Consider the following 24,332-nt stretch of genomic DNA (forward strand, 5'->3'; position numbering starts at 1 on the left):
TACAATCCTTCATCTTTTCTTCTCTTGACATGAAGGTCATAAAACACTACACTGGAATAAAGTAATCCTTATTCTACGTGCCTCCGCGCACAGCTGGGAGAGATGACCATGCACGATTCCGCTCAGGCCCTCCGGGGCAAAAAGCTCCTTCTGGTGGGGTTCACCCTGTTCTCGATGTTCTTCGGAGCAGGCAACCTCATCTTCCCGCCCTTCCTCGGCGCACAGGCCGGGACGGCGCTCTGGTCCGCTTTTGTGGGCTTTGTCGTCAGCGCCATCGGCCTGCCCATCGCGGGCGTGGCAGCGGTGGCCCGGGCAGGCGGTCTGCCTGCGCTGGCCGGGCGGGTCCATCCCCGCTTCGCACAGCTGTTCGCTGTGCTGGTCTATCTGTCCATCGGTCCCTGCCTCGCTATCCCCCGCACGGCCAGCACCTCGTTTGAGATGCTGACGCCGCTGGTGGGGCGGAGCACACCGGGACAGTTCATCTACTCCCTCGTGTTCTTCGCTGCGGCGTACTTTGTGGCCCTCAAGCCCGAAAAGCTGACCCAGCGGCTGGGCCGCATCCTCTGCCCTGCCCTGCTGGTGCTCATCGTGGTGCTGTTCGCGGGCTGCATCCTCCGCCCGGCCGCGCCCGGCTACGGCACGCCTGCCGAGGCTTACGCCGCCCTCCCCGCCGCACAGGGCGTGCTGGACGGCTATCAGACCATGGACGCGCTGGCAGCGCTCAATTTCGGCGCGGTCATCGCGCTGAACATTCAGGCGGTGGGCATCACGGAAGAAGCTGCCGTCCGGCGCGGCACCATCCGGGCCGGGTTCATCGCAGGCGGGATGCTGCTGGTGGTCTACGCCATGCTGACCCACATCGGCGGCATCTCGGGGGCCGCGTTCCCCGGCAGCGACACCGGCGCCTCCGTCCTGACGGCACTGGCCGACGGCCTGTTTGGCCGGGTGGGACAGGTGCTTCTGGCCGTTATCTTCGTCATCGCCTGCTTCAACACCTGCGTCGGCCTCATCGCCAGCGTAGGCGAATACTTCCACGAGCTTCTGCCCCAGCTGCCCTACCCCGCCATTGCGGCCTTCTTCGCGCTGGTGAGTATGCTGCTGGCGAACATCGGCCTTGCGGACATCCTGAGCCTTTCCGTCCCGGTGCTGAACGCCATCTACCCCATCGCCATCGTCCTCATCGTGGTGGAGTTCCTTCCCGGACGGTTCCAGCGGACATCAGTCTGGCGGCTGAGCATCCTCTTCACGGCCATCCAGAGCATCCCTGCTGCCCTGCCCTTCGGCCCCCTCTCCGCCTTGATGAACGCTCTGCCCCTGAGCAGCCTCGGCTTTGGCTGGCTGCTGCCGGCCCTCATCGGCATCGGCGCGGGCCTTCTGATCTAAGAAAGGGGCTGCTGCACTTTCGGCTAAAACGATGTGCAGCAGCCCCTTCTTTGTTTCAAAGCTTACTTTGCGGAATTGCGGATAGCCGCCATGACCTTGCGCAGGACGGACGGCTCGGTGTAGTAGAAGTTATCGTCCGGCAGCTTGCCGCCCACGGCGGCGGGAGAGGCATCGTAGAGCACCTGCAGGTAAGCAGAGATGTCTTTCTTCATCTCCTGACCGTTGCGGTAGACGATGTTGCACTTGGGCAGGGCCTTCTTGGCGATAGCAGCCTTGGCTACCACGCCGACTTCCTCACAGAGGGCGGCGGTGCCGTCGATGTCCTCGTTCGCCGCCTTGACGCTCTTCTGGTAGTCGGTCAGGAAAGCTGCGATGACGTCGGGGTTCTGCTTTGCGTACTCGGTGCGCACCACGGTGACGCCGGTGATGAGCTGGGTGTCACAGACCCTGTTCCATTCCCTGGTCAGGTCGAGGACGACGCGGAGGTCGCTGTCCTTCATCTGGGCAGCGGTGACGTAGGGCTGAGGCAGGACGGCGATGGCGTCCTTCCTGGCAGCGGCCATCTGGGCCGTGACCTCGGAAGCCTCGCTGTAGTATTCGATTTTCACGTCCTTGTCGGGGTCGAGGCCGTTCTTCTTGAGCAGATAGCGCAGGACGTACTCGGGCGTCGTGCCTTTGCCGGTGGAAAGGATGGTGCGGCCCTTGAGGTCGGCGAAGCTGTGGACGGTATTGCCCTTCTCCACGACGTAGAGAACGCCCAGCGTGTTGACGGCCATGACCTGGATGCCGCCGTTCGTTTTCTGGTAGAGGGTCGCGGCGAGGTTGGCCGGGATAGCGGCCATGTCAAGTTCGCCCTTGATGAGCTTCGGCACGATCTCATCGGCAGCGCCGTAGAGCTGCAGGTCATAGTCGAGGGAAGCAGTGCCGTCCTTCTCCATGCTCAGCAGGTTGACGAGGCCCATGGTGGTGGGACCTTTCAGACCGGCGATGCGCACTTTTGTGCTCGTCTTGGCCGATGCGCCGCAGGCCAGCACGCTGATCATCAGCACCAGCGACAGCAGCAGAGATGTCAGTTTTTTCATAGGATTTCGTTCCTCACTTTCATTGGGAGAAATTTTCCCGCAAAAAAATTGCAAAACCATTTGCTTTACGCCCTCAAGTTTACTATAATAAGAGAAAAAATACCGTTGCGCACGCAACGGAATCGCAGAAGGGCGGTGAGGGCCCGGGGAAAACCTCACGGAATGGGTATGGAAAATTATCTTCCGCTGTTACAATCCACCTCTCTGTTCGCCGGGCTGGAAGCCGAAGCGCTCCGGGTCCTGCTGGGCGAAGTGGGGGCCGTATTGCGCACCTACAGCCGGGGCGAGACCCTCGTACTGGCCGGACAGTCGAACCGCCGGGTGGGCGTGGTGCTCTCCGGCGCCATCGAGGCCTACCATCCCGCCGCCAGCGGGGCGCGTCTGCCCATCAGCCAGATGGGGCCGGGCGGTGTGTTCGGCGACGTGCTGGGCGGCTCGAGCCTTTCCAGCCCGGTAACGGTGATGGCCTCGGCCCCCTGCGAGGTGCTGCTGGTGCCTTATGAGAAGCTTCTGCTGCCCGGAGCCGACCCGGCCCGCCAGCGGGTGCTGCAGAACCTTGTGCGCACCATCAGCGACAAATACTTCCTGCTCTCCCGCCGGGTAGACCTGCTGCTGCTCAAGAGCCTGCGGGCCAAGGTGTGCGCCTACCTGCTCAGCGAGGCCGAGGTTCACCACAGCCTCACCTTCACCATTCCCTACTCCCGCATCCAGCTGGCCGACTACCTCAACTGCGACCGCAGCGCCCTCTCCCGGGAGCTGAGCCTGATGCAGCGGGACGGCCTGCTCGAGACCTATAAGAGCAGCTTCAAGCTGCTGGAACCGGACGCGCTGCGGCACATGGTGCTGTAACAGCCTCTCCCTTTGGGAGAGCCTTATATAGAAGGAGAACTTCATCATGTCCAAACCGATTTTATGGATCGTCATTCCCTGCTACAATGAAGAACAGGTACTGCCCATCACAGCCCCCCTGTTCCTAAAAAAGATACACGACCTCTCCGCGGCGGGCCTTGTCAGCGAGAAGAGCCGGGTGCTCTTCGTCAACGACGGCTCCCGCGACGCCACCTGGTCCCTCATCCAGAAGTTCGCCTCTGAGGATGAGCACTTCATCGGCATCTCCCAGAGCCGGAACCGCGGCCACCAGAACGCCGTGCTGGCCGGGCTGATGGAGGCGCTCCACAGCGGCAGCTGCGACATCACCATCTCCATCGACTGCGACGGTCAGGACGACATCAACGCCATGGACGAGATGGTCAAAAAGTATCTGGACGGCGCCGAGGTAGTCTACGGCGTGCGCAGCCGCCGGGACACCGACACCTTCTTCAAGCGGTTCACCGCCGAGGGCTTCTACCATGTGATGAACGCGCTGGGCGCAGACATCGTATTCAACCACGCCGACTACCGGCTCATCAGCACCCGGGTGCTGGAAAGCTTCGCCGACTACCGCGAGGTGAACATTTTCCTGCGGGGCATGGTGCCGCTGGTGGGCTACCCCAGCGACACCGTCTACTACGAGCGCCACGAGCGTCTGGCCGGCGAGAGCCACTATCCCCTCAGCAAGATGCTGGCCCTCGCCTTCGACGGCATCACCAGCCTGTCGAACAAGCCCATCCGCCTCATCACCGGCGCAGGCATCGCGGTCAGCCTCATCAGCTTCATCGGCGTCATCTGGGCCATCGTGCAGGCTGTTCTGGGCAGCGCCGTGGCAGGCTGGGCCTCCACCATCTGCATCGTCTGCTTCATGGGCGGCGTCCAACTGGTGTGTCTGGGCGTCATCGGCGAATACGTCGGCAAAATCTATATGGAGACCAAGGCCCGCCCCCGCTACATCATCAGCGAGCGCACATGGGCTCCCTACGAAAGGAAGTATCACGGATGAGCAAACAGAGCTGGAAAGGCAGCACCCTCCTGAACCCGGAGCCGCCGGTGCTGGTCTCCTGCGGCGGGCTGGACAAGCCCAACCTCATCACCATCGGCTGGACCGGCACCATCTGCACCCAGCCCAGCATGGTATCCATCAGCGTCCGCCCCGAGCGGTACAGCCACCACCTCATCAGGGAGAGCGGCCAGTTTGCCATCAACCTGCCCACCGAGGCACTGGTGAAGTCGGTGGACTGGTGCGGCGTCAGGAGCGGCCGGGACTTCGATAAATTCGCAGCCTGCAAACTCCATTCTGCCCCCGGCTCGGTGCTGACGGACTGCCCCATCCTCGAAGAAAGCCCCGTCAACCTCGAGTGCAAGGTCACGCAGGTCATCCCACTGGGCAGCCACGACCTCTTCCTCGCCGAAGTAGTCGCCTGCGACGTGGACGAGAGCCTGTTGGACGAGAACGGTAAGCTCTGCCTCGACAAGGCCAAACTCATCGTCTACAGCCACGGCGAATATCTGGCTCTGGGCAAAAAGCTGGGAACCTTCGGCTACAGCGTGCGGAAGAAAAAGCCGACGCGGAAGCCCCGCAGATAATACTATGAAAAATGGGAAGCACAAAAGTGCTTCCCATTTTTTTATTTCTCGTCGAGCAGATCACTCAGACATCTGACCGTCCGGCCATGATAGCCTGTGACCGTCTCGGCATGGAGCAGACTGCTCAGCACACTTTCCTCCACGCACTCGGCCACCGCCCGGAACAGCGGATTGATGGCGTCGTCGTGGAGCATGCCCATCGGCAGGATGGCCTTTTCGGAGTAGTGCGGCACCCGGTTGGCGGTGGTGAAGGCAATGACGATCTCGCCGGAGCCGTTTCCGCAGAAAGAGCCGGTGCGGGACAGGCCCACCAGCGCCCGGTGGCAGAGCCGCCGCAGCTGGCGCTCACTCAAGGGGATGTCCGTCGCCAGCACTGTGATGATGGAGCCCTTGTCCTCGTGGGGCGGGATGTGGGCGTCCAGCAGGCTCTGGATGGGGGTGCCTGCCACTACGAGGTCATCGAAGACGGCGTGGTTGGAGAGCACCAGCGCACCGATGGTGTACTGTTTCCCGTCCAGCTCCACCACACGGGAGGCCGAGCCAATGCCGCCCTTCAGGCCGTGGCAGCGCATTCCCCGGCCCGCGCCCACAGCGCCCTCGGCAAAATCAGCGCGGCAGTCGGCCAGCGCGGCCCTCACGTTTTCTTCCGTAACGTGGAGACCCCGGATGTCGTTGAGGCCGCTGTCGTTGCACTCGCAGACCACCGGGTTTACGCTGCCGGTAGTCTCGCAGATGTCGGGGTTCTTATCCAGCATATACTTCACCAGCGCTGTCTCCACAGTACCTACGCTGAGGGTATTGGTGAAGAGGATGGGCGTTTCCAGAGTCCCCAGCTCGTCGATCTGGACAAGGCCGGTGGTCTTGCCAAAGCCGTTGATGACATGGCTGGCCGCCATCACTTTATCGTGGAAAATATCGCCCTGATGGGGCAGCAGCGCGGTCACGCCGGTCTGGACCTCGCCGTCCGCCAGTGTGCAGTGGCCCACCGTCACGCCCGGCACATCACTTATCTTGTCCAGCGGCCCGCAGGGCAGTTTGCCCACCCGGATGCCCCGGCTCTTCCATTTTGCTTCGATTCCCATAAGTATTCTCCTTGCAAAAATGCCCCCTCCTCACCAGACGGAGAGGGCTGATTTTATTCTTCCTCGTGCTCCACCTTGCTGATAGCACCCAGGTCGTAGGGCGTATTCTGGTAGACGTAGTAGTTCAGCCAGTTCTCATACAGCAGGTGTGCGTGAGCACGCCAGCGGAAGAGAGGCGGCTGCTCGGGGTCGTCGTTGGGGTAATAGTTCTTTGGCACCGCGATGGGCAGACCCTTGCCGACATCCCGCTTGTACTCGGCGTCCAGTGTGTACTTGTCGTACTCCGGGTGGCCGGTGACGAAGATCTGCCGTCCATTCTCGGTACTCATCAGGAAGGGGCCGGCCTCGTCGCTCTCGGCGAGGATGCGCAGAGCCTTGCAGTTCAGCACATCCTCCCGGCTGATGCCGGTGTGGCGGCTGTGAGGGGCGTAGAACACCTCATCAAAGCCGCGCACCAGCGGGTTCGAGGGACGGGTGACTTTATGCTCGAAGACGCCGAACATCTTCTGGTCGAGAAGCTGCTTGCGGATGCCATAGTGATAATAAAGCCCCGCCTGTGCGCCCCAGCAGACATGAAGGGTGGAGTAGACGTTCGTCTCGCTGAAGTCCATGATCTCGCACAGCTCCTGCCAGTAATCCACCTGTTCGAAGTCTATTTTCTCCACAGGCGCACCGGTGATGATCATGCCGTCGTAGCGGTTGTTCTTCACCTCGTCGAAGGTCTTATAAAACGCCTCGAGGTGGGCCGCAGAGACATGGGTCGCCGCATGGCTGGCCGTCTGCAGCAGGGTCATGTGGACCTGAATGGGCGTATTGGCCAGTAGGCGGGCGATCTGGGTCTCGGTGGCGATCTTGGTCGGCATGAGGTTCAGGATGAGGATCTCCAGTGGGCGGATATGCTGGGAGAGAGCCCGTTCCCGGTGCATGACGAAGACGTTTTCCTCGTAGAGGGCATCGTAGGCGGGAAGAGTCTTGGGGATGATCAGCGGCATAGCATCGTTGCTCCTTTTGACGGTTTTAGCGGGAAGTTTTTATCTGCATCCGGAGACGCTTTTTTTCACGGGAAGGGGCCGAAACCGGCAGATGGCGCTGACCGTGTTTCTTAAATCTTATCCAGCGCCTGTGCAATATCGGCGATGAGGTCTTCGCTGCTCTCGAGGCCGCAGCTCATCCGCACCAGCTCAGCAGGCACACCGGCAGCGGCCAGCTGCTCGTCGTTCATCTGGCGATGGGTGCTGGAAGCCGGGTTCAGGCAGCAGGTGCGGGCATCGGCAACGTGGGTCTCAATGGCGGCAAGCTTCAACTCCTTCATAAAGGTGCTGGCGGCTTCGCGGCCGCCGGCCAGGCCAAAGGAGACGACGCCGCAGCTGCCGTTCGGCAGATACTTCTCAGCCAGTGCATGGTAAGGGCTGGACTCGAGGCCGCAGTAGTTGACGTAAGCCACTTTCGGGTGAGCCTCAAGGAACTTTGCGACGGCCATGCCGTTGGCGCAGTGGCGCTGCATCCGGACGTGGAGGCTCTCAAGACCGAGGTTCAGCATATAGGCGTTCATGGGGGACTGCATCGAGCCGAAGTCGCGCATGAGCTGTGCGGTGGCCTTGGTGATGAAAGCCCCCTCTTTGCCGAAGCGCTCCGCGTAGGTGATGCCATGATAGCTCTCATCGGGAGTACACAGGCCGGGGAACTTCTCGGCGTGGGCCATCCAGTCGAACTTGCCGCCGTCCACGATGGCACCGCCCAGCACAGCGCCATGGCCGTCCATGTACTTGGTGGTGGAATGGGTCACGATGTCAGCGCCCCACTCGAAGGGGCGGCAGTTGACCGGCGTGGGGAACGTGTTGTCCACGATGAGCGGTACGCCGTGGGCGTGTGCGGCCTTGGCGAACTTTTCAATGTCCAGCACGGTGAGGGCAGGGTTGGCGATGGTCTCACCAAACACGACCTTGGTGTTGGGCCGGAAGGCGGCATCCAGTTCTTCCTCGCTGCACAGCGGGTCCACGAAGGTGGCGGTAATGCCCATCTTCTTCATGGTGACGGAGATGAGGTTGAAGGTGCCGCCGTAGATGGTGCTGGACGCCACGATGTGGTCGCCTGCCTCGCAGATATTGAACAGCGCAAAGAAGTTGGCAGCCTGACCGCTGGACGTCAGCATGGCGGCGGTGCCGCCTTCCAGCTCGCAGATCTTTTTCGCCACCATATCGCAGGTGGGATTCTGCAGGCGGGAGTAGAAGTAGCCGTCGGCCTCGAGGTCGAACAGCTTGCCCATGTCCTCGCTGGTAGCGTACTTGAACGTAGTGGACTGGATGATGGGGATCTGGCGGGGTTCGCCGTTGCCGGGGGTGTAGCCGCCCTGCACGCAGATGGTATCACGGTTCATTGCAACATACTCCTTTACTGGGTTTGTCTGTATAGCACAATTCCCCGCAGGAGCATGAGCCTCCTGCGGGGAATCGATTCGTTAAATTTTATTCCCTGCAGGAAGCAGAAACTTACTTTCTCAGCCGCTTATCACTCCTGGTCGCCCAGAAGGTGCCGACGGTCTGGAACACCTGCACCATGAGCACCAGCAGCACGACGCAGACGATCATGATGTTGGTCTGGTAGCGGTAGTAGCCGTAGGACAGAGCGATCTTGCCCAGACCGCCGCCGCCGATGACGCCGGACATGGCCGAGTAACCGAGGATGGTCGTCAGGGCAGTGGTCATGCTGGAAATGAGGCCGGGCAGACACTCGGGGATCATGACCTTGGTGATGATCTGGAAGGGAGTCGCGCCCATGCTCTGGGCAGCTTCCACGACGCCCTCGTCCAGCTCACGCAGACTGGTCTCCACCAGACGGGCCACGAAGGGGAAGGCCGCGACCACCAGCGGAACGATGGTGGCCTTGGTGCCGACGGTGGTGCCCACAATGGCACGGGTCAGCGGGAAGACGCAGATCATCAAAATCAGGAACGGCACGCTGCGCAGAATGTTGATGACGATGTTCAGGATGTGCATCAGCCAGCCCGGCAGGGGCAGGACGCCGTCCTTATCGCCAGCCACCAGCAGAACGCCCAGCGGCAGACCCAGAACCAGAGAAAATGCCGTGGAGAGGACGGTCACGTAGAACGTCTCCCAAATGGCGAAGCCATAATCTGCAAAGCTCATTCTCCGGTCACCTCCTCAACGGTCACACCATTCTGGCTGCGCATATAGGCCGCAGCCTGCTTTGCCTGTTCGGTATCGCGGGGAAGTTTGAGCAGCATGGAGCCGTAGCACTGACCACTCAGATCGCGGGTGTCGGCGCTGAGCACAGACACGAGGATGCTCTTCTCCGCAGCAAGGCTCGCCACCAGCGGCTTTGCGGCGGACGAACCATTGAAAGTAACACGGACCACATGATCGTCGGGCGCAAAGCTCGAGAGGTCGCGGGCTGCGCTGCCGCCGTTGGGGGCGACGAGGCGCCTGGCCGCAGCCGTCTTGGGATTCGCGAAGATCTCGCGCACCTCACCCTGCTCCACGACCACGCCGCCGTCCAGAATGGCGACGGAGTCGCAGATCTCTTCCACGACGCTCATCTGGTGGGTGATGACCACCACGGTGATGCCCAGCTTCTTGTTGATGTCCTTGATGAGGGTCAGGATGGCGTGGGTCGTGTTGGGATCCAGCGCACTGGTGGCCTCATCGCAGAGCAGGACTTTGGGGTTGGTGGCCAGCGCACGGGCAATGGCGATGCGCTGTTTCTGGCCGCCGGAGAGCTGAGCCGGGTAGGCGTTGGCCTTATCGGGCAGGCCCACCATTTCCAGCAGCTCCCTGGCGCGCTTTTCGGCATCGGCCTTCTTCACGCCCGCAAGCTCCATCGGGAAGCAGATGTTCTTCAGGCAGCTGCGCTGCATCAGCAGATTGAACTGCTGGAAGATCATGGTGATGTCGCGGCGGCGCTCACGCAGGGCTGCGGGGGACAGGGTCTCCATCGCGGTGCCGTCGATGACGACACTGCCCTCGGTGGGGCGCTCCAGCAGATTGATGCAGCGCACCAGCGTGGATTTGCCCGCGCCCGACATACCGATGATGCCGTAGATGGAGCCATCGGGGATGGTCAGGTCGATGTTCTTCAGCGCATTCACCGCGCCGTCCTTCATCTGGAAGGTCTTGGAAAGGTGTTTGATCTCGATCACGATTTACTCCTTAGTTAATGGGGCTGAACCTCTCAGTCTCGCATTCGCTCGACAGCTCCCCTACCGAGGGGAGCCTCTGGCGAAGAGATAAAGCTTTACGAAATGCCAAGGCCTCTCCTCGATAGGAGAGGTGGCATTGCGAAGCAATGACGGAGAGGTTAACCCACGATGGGTGCCAGGCTGTCCTGCTTGCCGCCGTAGATGCCCATGGGCTCGACGTGGATGCCGGCGACGGTCACCAGATGGGTACCCTTCTCCTCGTTGAAGTTGTCCAGATACGGCTGATGCTGGAAGTAGTTGGTGTCGCACTGGCCGTCCTCGACAATGGTGTTGGGGATCACATAGTCGTCGTACTCCTGAATGTCCAGAGTGATGCCCTTAGCGGCCAGAATGTCCTTGCAGACCTCCAAGACCTCGCAGTGGGGAGCGGGAGTTGCAGCGCAGCTGACGGTCTCGCCGTTCAGTGCATCGTAGTCGATGGAAGCGTCATAGCCATCGGTCGGGTTCTCGACGACGGAGACGACAGCGCCCTTGTAGTTCTCATCCATGAAGTCCTTGACCTGCTGGCTCTGCAGAGCGGCGACGAGGGCCTTGATCTTGGGCTCGTTCTCGTTGCCCTCCTTGCAGACCAGAACATTGACGTAAGCAGAAGAGCCGTCCTCCATTGCCAAAGCGTCGGTCATGGGGTCCAGACCAGCGGAGATGGCGTAGTTGGAGTTGATGACAGCGTAGTCCTCATCCTGCAGGACGTTGGGGACCTGAGCAGCCTCGACCTCATCGACGGTGACGTTCAGGGGGTTCTCCTCGATGTCATTCTTGGTGGCGGTCAGGCCGGCGTCAGCCTTCAGCTTGAAGAAGCCGTTCTTCTCCAGCAGGGTCAGAGCGCGGGCCTCGTTGGTGGTGTCGTTGGGGACAGCGACCTTCACCTTATCCAGCTTTGCCACAGCGGAAGCAGCCTCAGAAGAAGCGGCAGTGCTGGAAGCAGCAGAGCTTGCGGTGGAAGAAGAGCCGCCGCAGGCGGTCAGGGCAGCAGCAGCGGCTGCGACACCGGTAACTTTCAGAAAATCACGACGAGTAATCATAGTTTTTCCCTCTCTATTATTGGATAAATAGAATGTACAGCGGCGGCGCGGCACAGTCCGCGCCCGCCTTGAGCGGAAGCATCAAAAAAGCCTCCGTCCCTGCCAGCCATGCGCTGCACAAGGACGGAGGCCTGAAACTTCCGTGGTACCACCTTGGTTCACAGCATCCTCGCGGACACTGCCTCAAAACTGCGGCAGAATTTTTTCTGCTTACAGCCGGACGCTTTAACGGGCGCACCCGTCGCGGACTAGTGCTCTTGCTCTTCGTCCGCGCAGCTCCGAGACCATTTTCGGCTCCCTGTTTCCTGCCCTTTTCCACCTGCCGGGCTCTCTGGTAAGGCTCATGCGAAAGCTTACTCTTCTCTTCACAGCCATTTTAGTGATATTGCGTTTATTGTACTCGCCTCGACGGGATTTGTCAACCCCTTAAAACAAACTTTTTCAGTAGGGAATTGAAGATCCTTCGCCCATGAGACAAAATATGCCCCCGCGCTGTACGCACGGGGGCATATTCAGAAGCTATCTATCAGCCCTGCTCCTGCTGTGCCTTCTTGGCTTCGAGAGCCAGAATGGCGTCGCGGCGGCTCAGGTTGATGCGGCCCTGCTGGTCGATGTCCGTCACCTTGACAACGATGGCATCACCCACAGCAACAACATCTTCCACGCGCTCGACACGCTTGGTGTCCAGCTTGGAGATGTGGACGAGGCCCTCCTTGCCCGGAGCGATCTCGACAAAGGCACCGAAGTTCATCAGACGGGTGACCTTGCCCTTGTAGATAGCACCGATCTCGGGGTCTTCCACGATGGTCCTGATGGTGAAGATGGCGCGCTTTGCGTCCTCCTGATCCACAGCGGAGACGAAGACATGACCGTCCTCCTGCACGTCGATCTTGCAGTTGCAGGTGGCGCAGATGTCCTGAATGACCTTGCCGCCCTTGCCGATGACATCCTTGATCTTATCGGTGGGGATCATCATGCTGAACATCTTGGGGGCCCAGCGGCTCAGCTCGCGGCGGGGCTCTGCGATGACGGGCTTGATGATCTCATCGAGGATGTACAGACGGCCCTTGCGGCACTTCTCGAAGGCCTCGGCGATGATGTCGTAGGTCAGGCCGTCGATCTTAATATCCATCTGGATGGCGGTGATGCCCTTGCGGGTGCCGCCGACCTTGAAGTCCATATCGCCGTGGAAGTCCTCGACGCCCTGGATGTCCAGCATGGTCATCCAGCGGTCGCCCTCGGTGATGAGGCCGCAGGAGATGCCGGCGACAGGAGCCTTGATGGGGACGCCTGCGTCCATCAGAGCCAGCGTGGAGCCGCAGATGGAAGCCTGAGAGGTGGAGCCGTTGGAAGAGAGAACCTCAGACACGCAGCGGATGGTGTAGGGGAACTCTTCCAGAGAGGGCAGCACAGGCACGAGAGCGCGCTCAGCCAGTGCGCCGTGGCCGATCTCGCGGCGGCCGGGGCTGCGGGGTGCGCGGGCCTCGCCGACGGAGTACGGCGGGAAATTGTAGTGGTGGATGTAGCGCTTGGTCTGCTCGTCGGTCAGGTCATCCATGAGCTGGTTGTCCTTGGTGCCGCCGAGGGTGCAGGTGGTGAGCACCTGAGTCTGGCCGCGGGTGAACATACCGGAGCCATGCACACGGGGCAGGATGCCGACTTCTGCGGCCAGCGGGCGGATCTCGTTGATGCCACGGCCATCCACGCGCTTGCCCTCGTCCAGCAGCCAGCGGCGGACGACGTACTTCTGCATCTTGTAGCTGACGAGGTCGAGGTCGGCCTCGGTCAGGTCGGGGTACTCCTCAGCGATCTTGTCCATGATGGGCAACAGGGCGGCATCACGCACATTCTTGTCGTCGGTATCCATAGCGGCCTTGAAGTCGTCGAGATACTTCTCCTTGATGGCGTGGAACACGTCCATATCGAGGCCCACGACCTGGAAATCGATCTTCGGCTTGCCGCGCTCGGCCACGATGCTGTTGATGAAGGTGATGATCTTCTTGATCTCCACGTGAGCGGCCTTGATGGCGTTCAGCATGGTGTCCTCATCGACCTCATTGGCACCGGCCTCGATCATGACGATCTTGTCCATGGTGGCGGCGACGGTCAGGGCCAGGTCGCTCTTCTTGCGCTGCTCCTGAGTGGGGTTCAGGACGATCTCGCCGTCCACCAGACCCACCTGCACGCCGCCGATGGGGCCGTTCCAGGGGATCTCGGACACAGCGGTGACCAGAGAAGCGCCGATCATGCCGGCGATCTCAGGGCTGCAGTCGGGGTCAAGGCTCATGACGGTCATGGTGATGCAGACGTCGTTGCGCATCTCCTTCGGGAACAGCGGGCGCATGGGACGGTCCACGACGCGGCTGGTCAGGATGGCGCGCTCGCCGGGGCGGCCCTCACGGCGCATGAAGCTGCCGGGGATGCGGCCTGCAGCGTAGAGCTTTTCCTCGTACTCCACGTTCAGGGGGAAGAAATCGACGCCCTCGCGGGGCTTGGGGCTCATGACCACGTTGCACATCACGCAGGTCTCGCCGTAGCGGATGAGGGCGCTTGCGTTGGACAAGCCGCACATCTTGCCCATCTCCACCTTGAAGGGGCGGCCTGCCAGCGTAGTCTCGTAAACTTTGAAGTTGTCAAAGTTTTCTTTGCGGGAACCAAATTCGATTGCCATTTGGTTTGCCTCCTTATGTCCGTTTGATATTCCAAAAGGCTGCCCGCCGCGCATCATAGCAATAAATCCAGCGTCCGTGCCGCTTCACACAGGCGTTCGATTTACTGCTGCAACACGCAGCAGCGGCCTATTTGTTCCAGTGCCTGGGATACAAGGGAAAATCCAACATAAAAGAGCAAAGGGCAGGCACCATTTGCGGTACCTGCCCTCTGTTTTCTATTACTTACGCAGACCCAGAGTTGCGATCAGAGCACGGTAACGCTCGATGTCCTTCTTCTGGAGGTAGGCCAGCAGATTGCGGCGGCGGCCAACCATCTTCATCAGACCACGGCGGCTGTGGTGATCGTTAGGGTTCTTCTTCAGGTGCTCGTTCAGCTCGTTGATGTGAGCGGTCAGCAGAGCGACCTGGACTTCGGGAGAGCCAGTGTCCTTCTCGGTCAGAGCGACTTTGGCCATAACTTCCTGCTTGTTCATAGTAACAGTACCTCTTTATAAAATTTTTATTTGCCAGCGACACAGCAGCGGGAAAACGGTACTCCCGAGTGGGCATACTCCCAGCCCCGTATCGCGGTAACAGGGCTAGTATAACAGAAACCAACGTAAAAAGCAAGAAAAATTTTTACAGATCCGCAAAAATGAGGATGTTGTTTTCCTGTCAAATCATGTTATAATCTGTCTATTGTAATAAAGAGGTAGATCAAATGACACATTGCTTTTCCCGCCGCAGCTTCCTCAAAGGAAGCGCAGCCGCCGCAGCGGCCCTCACCAGCCCGCTCCTCCCGGCTGATGCAGCTTTTTCTGAAACCGAAAACGGCCTGTTCTCCCCTGTCTCTGCTCTCTGCCAGACCCAGTACGGCCCGGTGAAGGGCCGAGAGGGCGAAAACGGTCAGCTCTGCTGGTACGGCATCCCCTACGGTGCCGCGCCCACGGGCGAAAGCCGCTGGACAGCGCCGCAGGAGCCCGCCCGCTGGCTCACTGTGCGGGACTGCACCAGCCCCGCCCCGGCGGCCTACCAGTACACCACCTTTCCCCTCGGCACCGAGGACTGCCTGACACTGGATGTCTACTCTTCTTCTGACGCCAAAAAGCGGCCCGTCCTCGTCTATCTGCACGGCAGCGCCGCCACAGGCTCATCTCTCGAGCTGCCCGGCAGCGAACTCGTGCGGGACGCGGGCTGCGTCTTTGTCGCCCTCAACTACCGGCTGGGGCTGTTCGGGTGGAACTGTCTGCCCGCTCTTACTTCCGGCTCCGACGCCGCCGGCAATTTCGCCCTGCTGGACATCGCCCGGGCGCTGGACTGGGTGCGGGACAACATCCGCCGCTTTGGCGGCGATGCCGACAACATCACCCTCTGCGGCTTCTCTGACGGTGGGCGGATGGCAGCGGCCCTTGCGGGCAGCCCGCTCTTCCGTGGGCGCTTTCAGAAGGCCGTCGCCATCTCCGGCGGGCTGTTCCTCGCCGACCCGGACGCCGCCGCCCAGAAGCTGGCCGAAAATTTCGCGCCGCTGGCCGTGGAAGACGGGCGGTTCGCTGACACGGCTTCCGCCGCCGAATGGCTGCTGACGCCGGGGGCGGACGTCCGGGAATGGCTCTGCGGCCTCGAACCGGCCCGCATTGCGGCCCTCGGCAAACCAGCTATCCTTTACGCAGACGATGTGGTGCTCTCCCGGGGCGCCCGGAGTGCTATCCCCCTCCTGCTGCTCAGCAGCGCCACCGAATTCAGCGGCTTTGTCCGGGACGACCTGCGGCCCGCTTCCAGCGCGGCCCGGGCCTATGCCGTAAAATACGGCTCAGCCCTCTGCCGCTGGAGCAGCACCGAAGCTGTCGCCGAAGCGCTGGGCGGCAGTGCTCCGGTCTGGCTTGGCCTCATCGACTACGGCGGAGCCGACAGTCAGACGACTATTCCGGGCCTCGGCTCCTTCCACGGCCTGCCGCTGGCGCTCTTCTCGTCCGAAAGCAGCTATTCTGCCTGTGCTGATTTGTCTTCGGCAGGTGCGCAGGCCCTTTCAGCCCAACTGAAGCAGGCGCTTGCCGGCTTCATGACCAGCGGCTCCCCGGGCTGGGACGTCTGGACGCCGCAAGACCGCGACGTCCTCCACTTCGATGCCGACAGCGAAACAGCCTGCATCACCTTCAACTCCTACCCGGATACTCAGGAAAGTATCCGTGCCGCCATGGCCGCAGACACGTCCCTCTCCGCCGCCGAAAAGGAAACGGTGGAGCACCTCTATTTTTCCGGTTTCTCTTTCTGACGAAGCAAAAACGCACCTCACCGATTGCTTTCATCGGTGAAGTGCGTTCTTGTTTTATTCAGCGGCTGATGCCGCCCACAGCCTTTTTGATCTCGGCTTTGTTCCGGTACATCGCAGCGTCAGCTTCCATGAACAGCTCGTCCGCCGTCATGGTGCGGCCTGCCTGCATGGCATAGCCCACTGCGATGGAAACGGGATACTCTTCCTTCGCATCCCACTCCGCGCACAGCCGCCGGAGCGTTTCGACTGCTGCCTTCACAGCGTCCTCATCCGTCGCAGCCGCAATGACCGCGAACTCATCGCCGCCGATGCGGAAGCAGTCCTCGGCCCGGTAAAAGGCCTCCCGGATGCAGCGGGCTGCACAGCAGAGCAGTTCGTCACCGGCACGGTGGCCGTATTGGTCGTTGGTCTGCTTGAGCCAGTTGACGTCCATAACGATGTAGGTCCAGTCCGTGCGCTCGGGCCAGCGGGACTTCATATACTTGAAGGCCGTATAGTTGAAAAGCCCGGTCAGCGAGTCGACGTAGGCCAGCTTCTTGTAGTTTTCCAGCTGGGCCTGTTCGTCGATGGCCTGCTGGATGCGGTGGAGCACGATGCGGCCCAGCATCACCAGAAATCCCAGCAGACCGGCGCAGTAGCACACGGCGTAAGTCCGGTCCCGGTAGCCGCTGTAGAAGGTCGCCAGCGCAAGCAGAGTACCCGCTGCCAGCACGCCGAAAGCCAGCAGGATGTTCCTCACCTCGCCGCTGTGGTTCTTTTTATAGGAGACCATGAGGGTATGGAATGCTGCCAGAATGCTGGCAATGACGGTGATATGAATGGGCATGAGCAGCCACAACATGGGCTGTCCGGCCAGCAGCCAACCCGCAGCATCTGCTGCCACCAGTACCAGCGTAGCCATCTGCGGGAGGCGGATGAGCCAGCCATCATTCTTTACGGTGCAGCGGATGAATTCCAGCACGAAAGGCACTGTGAGGCTGAAGGTGACCAGTGAGACGAACACGACGAGATTCGCCCTGTCCGTCACCAGTGCCAGCAGCTCGGAATCGGTCAGCACCCAGATGCCGACGTCCAGCATCAGCCCGATCATCACCCGGGTCTGATGCTGGACCTCCGGAGTGAAGATGCTGCGCATCGTCACCATCAGAACGCCAAGCTCCACGGCGCAGAGGACACAGAGCAGGAAGAACGCCAGCGCATAAAGGCTGCGCCTGAAGTAATAGCTGCTCAGTTTCGTCTGGGTGGCCAGCACCGACTCGCTGCTCAGCATCGCGCTGAGGGCAGACGGCTCCGCACAGCGGAGCACCAGCGTCTTTCCGGCTGCGCCCTCCGGCAGAGCAGCAAAGAGCCGCATCTCTGCCGGGCCGCTGTCCGGGTCATAGGTATAGAACGCCGTCTCCTGGCCGTCCGCTGCCCGCAGCCCGAGGCTGAACTTCTGCTTCGTGCTGCGGATGCTCAGCATCAGGCTTTCCCCCATGCTTTCCGGAATGTCATATACGGCCTGCTGGTCTGTTTCCAGTGTCCAGCTGTCGTCCAGTTCCTGCAGACTGCCCTGCACCAGTGTGCGGTGGGGGTCTTCCTGAACACGGCAGGAGTCTGCCACCCCCAGAAGGACCAGCAGCGCCACCAGCCAGACCAGGATGCGCAGGCACCATTTCTGTTTTGTTTTTTTCATAAAGTTCACTCCGCAAAGTATTCCTGTGCGCGCTGGGCTGCGTGGTCGATGCACTCGCGCAGCTCATCCAGCGTGTCGAACTTTTTGCTGGGGCTGAGGTAGGCGTGGAACTCCACCACCGGGTCGGTGCCGTAAAGGTCGCCGGTAAAGCCCGGGATGAAGGTCTCGCAGGTCACCTTGCTCTCGTCGCTGTTGACGGTGGGCCGGGTGCCAAGGCCGGTGGCCGAGGGGTACCACTTGTCCCCTATTCTGGTGCGGGTGATATAGATGCCGTACCGGGGCAGCTGGAAGCCCTGCGGGTAGAGCTGGTTGATGGTCGGCACGCCCAGCGTCCGGCCAAGGCCCGCCCCGTGATGCACCGTGAAGCGGATGGCGTAGGGCATCCCCAGCATGGCATTGGCCGCCGGGATGTCACCACCTTCCAGCGCGGTGCGGATGCGGGTGGAGGAAACAGGCTTCTCCTCAAACTGTGCCATCGGCAGGACGACTACCTCCACGCCCAGCGGCTCGCAGAGCTGACGCAGCAGCTCCGGTGTGCCTGCCGCCCTGGCACCGAAGGTGAAGTTCTCGCCGCAGAACAGCGCCCGGGCGTTGCAGTCCCGGATGATGCCCAGCACGAACTGCTCCGGCGTCATGGCCTTGATCTCCTCGAAATCAGGGCAGAGATAGTGCTCCACGCCGAGGCTGGCGATAAGGGCGTGCTTGTCCTCGGTGGAGAGCAGGCGCTTGCCCTTCATCTTGTTTTCGGTGGGCAGGCGGAAGGTAAACACTGCCGGTGCCGCGCCATGGGCCTTGGCCCACTCCACTGCGCCATTGATGACCGCGCGGTGGCCGATGTGGATGCCGTCAAAAAAGCCCATTGCCACAGCAGAGCCGTGGGCACCGCCCAGCGCAAGCGGCGCAAGCTGTGAATAGATCTGCATGAATGTTCTTTAATTCCTCTCTACAAAGAGTTTTTCGACCTTGAGCACGCCGCCGGTGATGTTCGCAAGGCCCAGGAACTGACCCTCGGCATTGCGGACACGGTAGCGGCCATCTGCCGCCGGGTAGCGGCTGGTGGGGCAGCCGTTGTACAGGTGCTGCTCCACCCTTGACTCTACCACCAGCAGAGGCAGGCTCTCGAACACGCTCTCCACCGGCAGCATCAAAGCCTGCAGTGCCTCGGGGCCTGCGTCCTTTGCCGCCCGTATCTCTTCCAGCGTGTGGGCGTCGGCCTCGGTGTAGACACCCGCCGTCGTGCGGCGCAGGGCGCTCATGGTGCCTTTCTGGCCCATAGCGGCGGCAATGTCCTCCAACAGAGTGCGGATATACGTTCCCTTGGAGCAGCGGACGGTGAGGACGTATTCGTTCTCCACCGGGCTGCCGCCGTACCGGATGTCCAGTATCTCGATGGGACGGGCCTTCCGCTCCACCGTGACGCCCTCGCGGGCCAGCTTATAGAGGGGCTGGCCGTTGATCTTGACCGCCGAGTACATGGGCGGCGTCTGCATCTGGGGGCCGAGGAACCGAGGCAGAACAGCCAGCAGTTCCTTCTCCCCCGCCGTCACCGGGGCTGTTTCCAGCACGGTGCCGGTGATGTCGCCGGTGTCGGTCTGCATCCCCAGCCGCAGCCGGGCGCAGTAGGTCTTGGTGTGGTCGAGCTGAAGGTCCACAGCCTTGCTGGCCCCGCCGCAGAACACCGGCAGAACGCCGGTGGCCATGGGGTCCAGCGTACCGCTGTGGCCCAGCTTGCGGGTGCCGAGGATGCCGCGCAGCTTGGCGATGACGTCAAAGCTGGTCCACTCCATTGGCTTATCTACGATAAGGATGCCCTGCATCAGCTTTCCTCCTGCGTCTCGGGGCGGTCGAGTTCCGCCTCCACTTCGGCCAGAATGGCGCTCTTGGCGTTGTCGAGGTTGCCCAGCAGCTCACAGCCCGCTGCGCGGGTGTGGCCGCCGCCGCCCAGACGCCGTGCGATGGCGCAGGCGTCCACGCCCTTGGCGGCGCGCACGCTGATGCGGTAGCTGCCGCCGGGCTGCTGACGGAGCAGCAGGCCCACTTTGACCCCCTCGATGCTGATGGGCAGGCTGGTCAGCTCTTCCAGGTCAGCCGGGTCCACGCCGCTCTGCTCTATCTCGTCCCGGGTCAGATACATCAGGGCGCAGCGGCCCTCAAGATGATATTCCAGATGGTTGCGGGCGATACGCTCCGCCTCCATCCGCTCCCGGGGCTTGGTGTCGAAGAGCAGGGTGTTCAGCTCCTCCACCTGCGCACCGGCCAGAATGAGCTTTGCAGCCACGATGTGGGTGTTGGCAGTGGTGGAAGAGAACCGGAAGCAGCCGGTGTCCGTAGCGAGGCCGGTGTAGAGGCAGTTGGCGATGAGGGGGGTGATCTCCACGCCCATCTCGCTGATGACCTCATACAGAAGCTCTGCCGCTGCGGCCGCATTGCCGTCCAGCAGGGTGAAATCCGCATAGCCGCTGTTGCCCGCGTGGTGGTCGATGCAGAGATCGACGTGGCGGGTATACTGCGGCACACCGTTGTTTTCACCAAAGAGCTGCACGCTGGCAACATCCACGGCCACAACGGTCTTGGGCTCAAACTCGCCCCGGAACGGCACCGGTGCGGTAAAGCTGTAGCGGGAAGGCACTGCATCGGAGCAGAGGACAGCTGCCGTCTTGCCCAGCGCCTTGAGCGCGTGGCAGAGGGCGCTGCCGCAGCCGATGGTGTCGCCGTCCGGGTTTTTATGACACAGGACCAGAATGTTGTCCGCAGCACAGAGGCGCTCGGCCATCTGCTGCACATTGAGCTGTTCTGTCATTTGATGGATCCATCCTTTCCGCAGCGCTGGATTTATTCCTCAGTCTCGGCGGGCTGAGAGTCCTCAGCATCGCCGTTCACATTCAGCGTGCGGAGCAGCTCATTGATGTGGGCTGCATAGGCGGCACCGTCATCCTCCACAAAGATGAAGCGGGGTGCCTTGCGGATGTGCATTTTCTTGCTCACTTCGGTGCGCACATGGCCTGCGGCGCGGTTCAGGGCCTCGATAGCGGGCTTGGGGCCGTCCTCACGGCCCATCACGCTCACATAGACCTTCGCCACGTCCAGATCGGGCGTCACATCCAGCCGGGTGACGGTCAGCAGACCGCCCTCCAGCCGCGGGTCTTTCAGCCGTCCGATGATGGCGATGAGCTCACGCTTCATGTCCTGCGCCAGACGGCCCATATTTTTCTGAGACATAGTTTCTCCTCTGAAATAAACCTCTCCGTCATTGCTTCGCAATGCCACCTCTCCTATCGAGGAGAGGCCTTGGCATTTCGTAAAGCTTCACCTCTTCGCCAGAGGCTCCCCTCGGTAGGGGAGCTGGCTGCCGAAGGCAGACTGAGAGGTTATTCTTTTAGTCGCGGTATTCTTCCATCTTGAAGGCCTCGTAGACGTCGCCTTCCTTGACGTCGGCAAACTTTGCCAGAGTAACGCCGCACTCGTAGCCCTCGGCCACTTCCTTGGCGTCGTCCTTGAAGCGCTTCAGAGATGCGATCTCGTCCTCCGTGATGACGATGCCGTCACGGACGACACGCACCTTGCTGTCGCGGGTGATCTTGCCGCTGGTGACACGGCAGCCTGCAACGGTGCCGACGTTGGAGATCTTGTAGACCTGACGGACCTGCAGCTCGCCCAGAGACACCTCGCGGAACTTGGGAGCCAGCATACCCTTCATAGCGTCGGTGACGTCGTTGATGGCGTCATAGATGACGCGGTACATACGCATCTCGACCTTGGTGGCAGCGGCCTCTTCCTTCGCCACGTTGTCGGGGCGGACGTTGAAGCCGATGATGATGGCGTTGGATGCGTCGGCCAGGTCAACGTCGGACTTGCTGATGGCACCGACACCGGCGTGGATGACGCGGACGCGGACCTCGTCGTTGGAGATCTTCTCGAGGCTCTGCTTGACGGCCTCGGCGGAGCCCTGCACGTCAGCCTTAACGACGATGGCCAGCTCCTTCATATCGTTCTGAGCCATCTGGCTGAACAGGTTATCCAGAGTGACCTTCTGGAAGGCGGAGAACTGCTTCTCCTTGGCGGCAGCGATGCGCTGCTCGGCCAGCTCACGGGCCAGACGCTCGTCCTCGACGGCCTCGAACAGGTCGCCGGCCTCAGGCACAGCGGTCAGACCGGTGATCTCCACAGGAGTGGAGGGGCCGGCGTCGTTCAGCAGAATGCCCTTGTCGCTGCGCATGGTACGCACACGGCCCACGGCGGTACCGGCGATGATGACGTCGCCGGAGTGGAGGGTGCCGTTCTGCACCAGAATGGTGGCGATGGGGCCCTGGCCCTTGTCCAGACGAGCCTCGACGACAGCGCCCTTGGCACGGCGGTTGGGGTTGGCCTTCAGCTCCATGACCTCAGCTTCCAAAGCGATGCGCTCCAGCAGGTCGTTGATGCCCATGCCGGTCAGAGCAGAGACAGGGATGCAGGCGACATCGCCGCCCCAGTCCTCGGTGATGATGCCGTACTTGGTCAGGCCCTCCATCACGCGCTCAGGGTTGGCGGTGGGCTTATCCATCTTGTTCATGGCCACGATGAGCTTGACGTTGGCGGCCTTGGCGTGGTTGATGGACTCGACCGTCTGGGGCATGATGCCGTCATCGGCGGCGACGACCAGAACTGCAATATCGGTCATGTTGGCACCGCGGGCGCGCATGGAGGTGAATGCCTCGTGGCCCGGGGTATCCAGGAAAGTGATGAGGCTGTCGTTGACCTTGACCTGATATGCACCGATGGCCTGAGTGATGCCGCCGGCCTCGCCTGCGGTGACGTTGGTCTTGCGGATAGCGTCCAGGATACTGGTCTTGCCGTGGTCAACGTGGCCCATGACGCAGACGACCGGGGGACGGGTGACGAGATCGTCCTGAGAATCCTCCTCCTGGGTGAACAGGCGCTCCTCGATGGTGACGTGGACTTCCTTCTCGACCTTGGCGTGGAACTCCTCGGCCACCAGAGCGGCGGTATCGAAATCGATGATGTCGTTGATGGCATGCATCTCGCCCATCTGCATGAACTTGGCGATGACCTTGCCGGCCTGCTGCTTCAGGCGGGCAGCCAGCTCACCGACGGTGATCTCATCGGGGATAAGAACCTTCAGCTGCGCATTGCGGGCCTTTTCCAGCTGGATGCGCTGCAGACGCTCGAACTCGGTCTCGCGCTTGCCCTTCTGGAACTGCTGGCGCTGGCGCTGGCCGCGCTGGGTGAACTTCTGCTTGTTGCCCTGGGGGGTGGGCTTGCGGCGGTTCTCGGTGTTCTTGGTGGAAGCCAGATCGTCGTAACGGGCGTCGAAGCGGTCCACGTTCATATCGACGGTGCGGGTATCGACGGTGACCTGATTGTCCTCGCGGCGGACAGAGACGGACTGAGCGGAAGCTGCAGTAGCCTTTGCGCCGGTCTCACGGGCCAGCTCGCTCAGGGAGACGGTCTTCTCCTCGCGCTTCTTGTGCTGCTCGTTCTTCTTGCTGTCGTGCTTGGTAGCGGGCTTTGCCTCGGCCTTTGCGGGCTCAGCCTTGGGAGCCTCGGGCTTCTTTTCGGCCTTGGGCTCCGCCTTCTTCTCGGCGGGCTTCGGCTCAGCCTTGGGAGCCTTGGCGCTGTTCAGGAACTCGTCCAGGCTCTTGACGCTGTTGTCCTTGCTGAACTTCTCCAGCAGGTAGTTCAGCTCGTTCTCTTCCAGAGTGGAGCTGTTCTTCTTGCCGGTGCTGCCCATGGCGTTCAGCTCGTCAAGGACCTTCTTGGCAGAGATGCTCAGGTCCTTTGCAAAATCGCTCACTTTATATTTTACGGTCATTCGCTCATATCCTCCTCAGTTTGAATCGCTCCGCACGCCGTCAGCCGGTCAAAGCAGAGTTTGGCGAGGTTGCGGTCGGTGACGGCATAAATGGCCACCGGTTTGCGGCTGATGTCAGCCAGCTTATCCTGTGTCAGCGGCATGGGGATGACGTCCACCATATCGCCCACAGCGTAGTTGAGCCGCTGCACGGTCTTGGGGCTGGCGTCGGATGCAGTCATCACGAGCCATGCCTTACCCTTGACGACGGCGTCTTCCACCGCGTCAAAGCCCATGGTCAGAGCGCCCGCCTTGCGGCAGAGGCTCACGGCCTGGAACAGGGCCTCATTCGGCTCAAGGGCCGGTTTTGCGGGGGCGTTATGCTTCTTTGCCATCGCGGTCGGCCTCCTTTTCTGCTTCCACACTGGCCAGCTGCTGGGCCAGTGCATCGTATACCTCGGCGGGGACCGGCTGCTCAAAGCAGCGCTCCAGCGCCTTCTTCTTTTTTGCCTTTGCAAGGCAGGCGGCATCCGGGCAGAGGTAAGCACCGCGGCCGGGCTTCTTGCCCACGGGGTCGATGCTGATCTCTCCGCTGGGTGCGCGCACCACACGCACCAGTTCCTTCTTGGGGCGGCTGGTCAGGCAGCCGATGCACTGGCGGGCAGGGATCTTCTTTTGTGCCATCCGGTTTTCCCTCC

22 protein-coding genes and 1 other annotated feature are annotated in these 24,332 nt (G+C 61.4%); of the genes, 5 read left to right on the plus strand and 17 right to left on the minus strand.

Going from position 1 to position 24,332, the window contains the following annotated elements:
* Positions 1–108: 108 nt before the first annotated feature.
* The gene (gene brnQ / locus J3349_RS12605; RefSeq protein WP_207677652.1) at positions 109–1,383 is read left to right on the plus strand and encodes a branched-chain amino acid transport system II carrier protein; all 1,275 of its coding nucleotides are present in this window, start codon (positions 109–111) and stop codon (positions 1,381–1,383) included.
* 62 nt (positions 1,384–1,445) lie between these two features.
* On the opposite strand, the gene J3349_RS12610 is transcribed toward brnQ, so the two are convergent.
* The gene (locus J3349_RS12610; protein WP_207677653.1) at positions 1,446–2,465 is read right to left on the minus strand and encodes an ABC transporter substrate-binding protein; all 1,020 of its coding nucleotides are present in this window, start codon (positions 2,463–2,465) and stop codon (positions 1,446–1,448) included.
* A gap of 168 nt (positions 2,466–2,633) precedes the next feature.
* Here J3349_RS12610 and J3349_RS12615 point away from each other — a divergent pair, with 168 nt between their 5' ends.
* From J3349_RS12615 to J3349_RS12625, 3 genes are read left to right on the plus strand one after another with little or no spacing between them, the layout of a single operon-like run.
* A complete protein-coding gene (locus J3349_RS12615; protein WP_207677654.1) occupies positions 2,634–3,314 on the plus strand; it encodes a Crp/Fnr family transcriptional regulator in 681 nt (226 codons plus the stop codon).
* Between the two features lie 46 nt (positions 3,315–3,360).
* Positions 3,361–4,341 (plus strand): glycosyltransferase family 2 protein, encoded by a 981-nt coding sequence (locus tag J3349_RS12620; RefSeq protein ID WP_207677655.1) that lies wholly within the window; start codon positions 3,361–3,363, stop codon positions 4,339–4,341.
* Positions 4,338–4,925, plus strand: a complete 588-nt coding sequence (locus tag J3349_RS12625) for a flavin reductase family protein (protein ID WP_207677656.1) — start codon at positions 4,338–4,340, stop codon at positions 4,923–4,925. The genes J3349_RS12620 and J3349_RS12625 overlap by 4 nt, the downstream gene beginning before the upstream one ends.
* Positions 4,926–4,966: 41 nt before the next feature.
* On the opposite strand, the gene J3349_RS12630 is transcribed toward J3349_RS12625, so the two are convergent.
* From J3349_RS12630 to rpsO, 8 genes are all read right to left on the minus strand, one after another.
* Complete coding sequence (locus J3349_RS12630) at positions 4,967–6,007, minus strand: P1 family peptidase (RefSeq protein ID WP_158403031.1); 1,041 nt, start codon at positions 6,005–6,007, stop codon at positions 4,967–4,969.
* Between the two features lie 53 nt (positions 6,008–6,060).
* On the minus strand, positions 6,061–6,999 hold the full coding sequence (metA, locus tag J3349_RS12635) for a homoserine O-succinyltransferase (RefSeq protein ID WP_149794871.1): 939 nt from the start codon (positions 6,997–6,999) through the stop codon (positions 6,061–6,063).
* Between the two features lie 110 nt (positions 7,000–7,109).
* Positions 7,110–8,384, minus strand: coding sequence for an O-acetylhomoserine aminocarboxypropyltransferase/cysteine synthase family protein (locus J3349_RS12640; RefSeq protein ID WP_158396389.1), 1,275 nt, complete (start codon positions 8,382–8,384; stop codon positions 7,110–7,112).
* A gap of 112 nt (positions 8,385–8,496) precedes the next feature.
* Positions 8,497–9,153: a methionine ABC transporter permease gene (locus tag J3349_RS12645; RefSeq protein WP_015565892.1), complete on the minus strand. Its 657-nt coding sequence runs from the start codon at positions 9,151–9,153 to the stop codon at positions 8,497–8,499.
* Positions 9,150–10,163 (minus strand): ATP-binding cassette domain-containing protein, encoded by a 1,014-nt coding sequence (locus tag J3349_RS12650; protein WP_207677657.1) that lies wholly within the window; start codon positions 10,161–10,163, stop codon positions 9,150–9,152. The genes J3349_RS12645 and J3349_RS12650 overlap by 4 nt, the downstream gene beginning before the upstream one ends.
* Positions 10,164–10,321: 158 nt before the next feature.
* The gene (locus J3349_RS12655) at positions 10,322–11,245 is read right to left on the minus strand and encodes a MetQ/NlpA family ABC transporter substrate-binding protein (protein WP_207677658.1); all 924 of its coding nucleotides are present in this window, start codon (positions 11,243–11,245) and stop codon (positions 10,322–10,324) included.
* 116 nt (positions 11,246–11,361) lie between these two features.
* Positions 11,362–11,623: a binding site (T-box leader), on the minus strand.
* Positions 11,624–11,771: 148 nt separating this feature from the next.
* A complete protein-coding gene (locus J3349_RS12660) occupies positions 11,772–13,916 on the minus strand; it encodes a polyribonucleotide nucleotidyltransferase (RefSeq protein WP_207677659.1) in 2,145 nt (714 codons plus the stop codon).
* Between the two features lie 219 nt (positions 13,917–14,135).
* On the minus strand, positions 14,136–14,390 hold the full coding sequence (gene rpsO, locus J3349_RS12665) for a 30S ribosomal protein S15 (protein ID WP_005933138.1): 255 nt from the start codon (positions 14,388–14,390) through the stop codon (positions 14,136–14,138).
* Positions 14,391–14,617: 227 nt separating this feature from the next.
* On the opposite strand from rpsO, the gene J3349_RS12670 reads away from it, so the two are divergent.
* Entirely contained in the window at positions 14,618–16,168 is a 1,551-nt protein-coding gene (locus tag J3349_RS12670) for a carboxylesterase family protein (RefSeq protein ID WP_207677660.1), read from the plus strand.
* A gap of 58 nt (positions 16,169–16,226) precedes the next feature.
* Here J3349_RS12670 and J3349_RS12675 read toward each other — a convergent pair whose 3' ends face one another.
* From J3349_RS12675 to J3349_RS12710, 8 genes are all read right to left on the minus strand, one after another.
* Positions 16,227–17,843, minus strand: a complete 1,617-nt coding sequence (locus J3349_RS12675) for a GGDEF domain-containing protein (RefSeq protein ID WP_207677661.1) — start codon at positions 17,841–17,843, stop codon at positions 16,227–16,229.
* A gap of 5 nt (positions 17,844–17,848) precedes the next feature.
* Positions 17,849–18,766 carry a riboflavin biosynthesis protein RibF gene (gene ribF, locus J3349_RS12680; RefSeq protein ID WP_207677662.1) on the minus strand — a complete coding sequence of 306 codons (918 nt, stop codon included), beginning with the start codon at positions 18,764–18,766 and terminating at the stop codon, positions 17,849–17,851.
* A 9-nt stretch (positions 18,767–18,775) separates the two neighbouring features.
* On the minus strand, positions 18,776–19,660 hold the full coding sequence (truB, locus tag J3349_RS12685; protein WP_207677663.1) for a tRNA pseudouridine(55) synthase TruB: 885 nt from the start codon (positions 19,658–19,660) through the stop codon (positions 18,776–18,778).
* Positions 19,660–20,643 carry a bifunctional oligoribonuclease/PAP phosphatase NrnA gene (locus J3349_RS12690; protein ID WP_207677664.1) on the minus strand — a complete coding sequence of 328 codons (984 nt, stop codon included), beginning with the start codon at positions 20,641–20,643 and terminating at the stop codon, positions 19,660–19,662. Before J3349_RS12690 ends, truB begins: the two co-directional genes overlap by 1 nt.
* Before the next feature lie 32 nt (positions 20,644–20,675).
* Positions 20,676–21,062, minus strand: a complete 387-nt coding sequence (rbfA, locus tag J3349_RS12695; protein ID WP_015565885.1) for a 30S ribosome-binding factor RbfA — start codon at positions 21,060–21,062, stop codon at positions 20,676–20,678.
* A gap of 157 nt (positions 21,063–21,219) precedes the next feature.
* Complete coding sequence (gene infB, locus J3349_RS12700) at positions 21,220–23,655, minus strand: translation initiation factor IF-2 (protein ID WP_207677665.1); 2,436 nt, start codon at positions 23,653–23,655, stop codon at positions 21,220–21,222.
* Positions 23,652–24,029 carry a 50S ribosomal protein L7ae gene (locus J3349_RS12705; protein ID WP_015565883.1) on the minus strand — a complete coding sequence of 126 codons (378 nt, stop codon included), beginning with the start codon at positions 24,027–24,029 and terminating at the stop codon, positions 23,652–23,654. Before J3349_RS12705 ends, infB begins: the two co-directional genes overlap by 4 nt.
* Positions 24,013–24,318, minus strand: coding sequence for a YlxR family protein (locus J3349_RS12710; protein ID WP_158396373.1), 306 nt, complete (start codon positions 24,316–24,318; stop codon positions 24,013–24,015). Before J3349_RS12710 ends, J3349_RS12705 begins: the two co-directional genes overlap by 17 nt.
* Positions 24,319–24,332: the final 14 nt, after the last annotated feature.

This window comes from Faecalibacterium sp. Marseille-P9590, assembly GCF_017377665.1.
Taxonomy (GTDB): Bacteria; Bacillota; Clostridia; order Oscillospirales; family Ruminococcaceae; genus Faecalibacterium.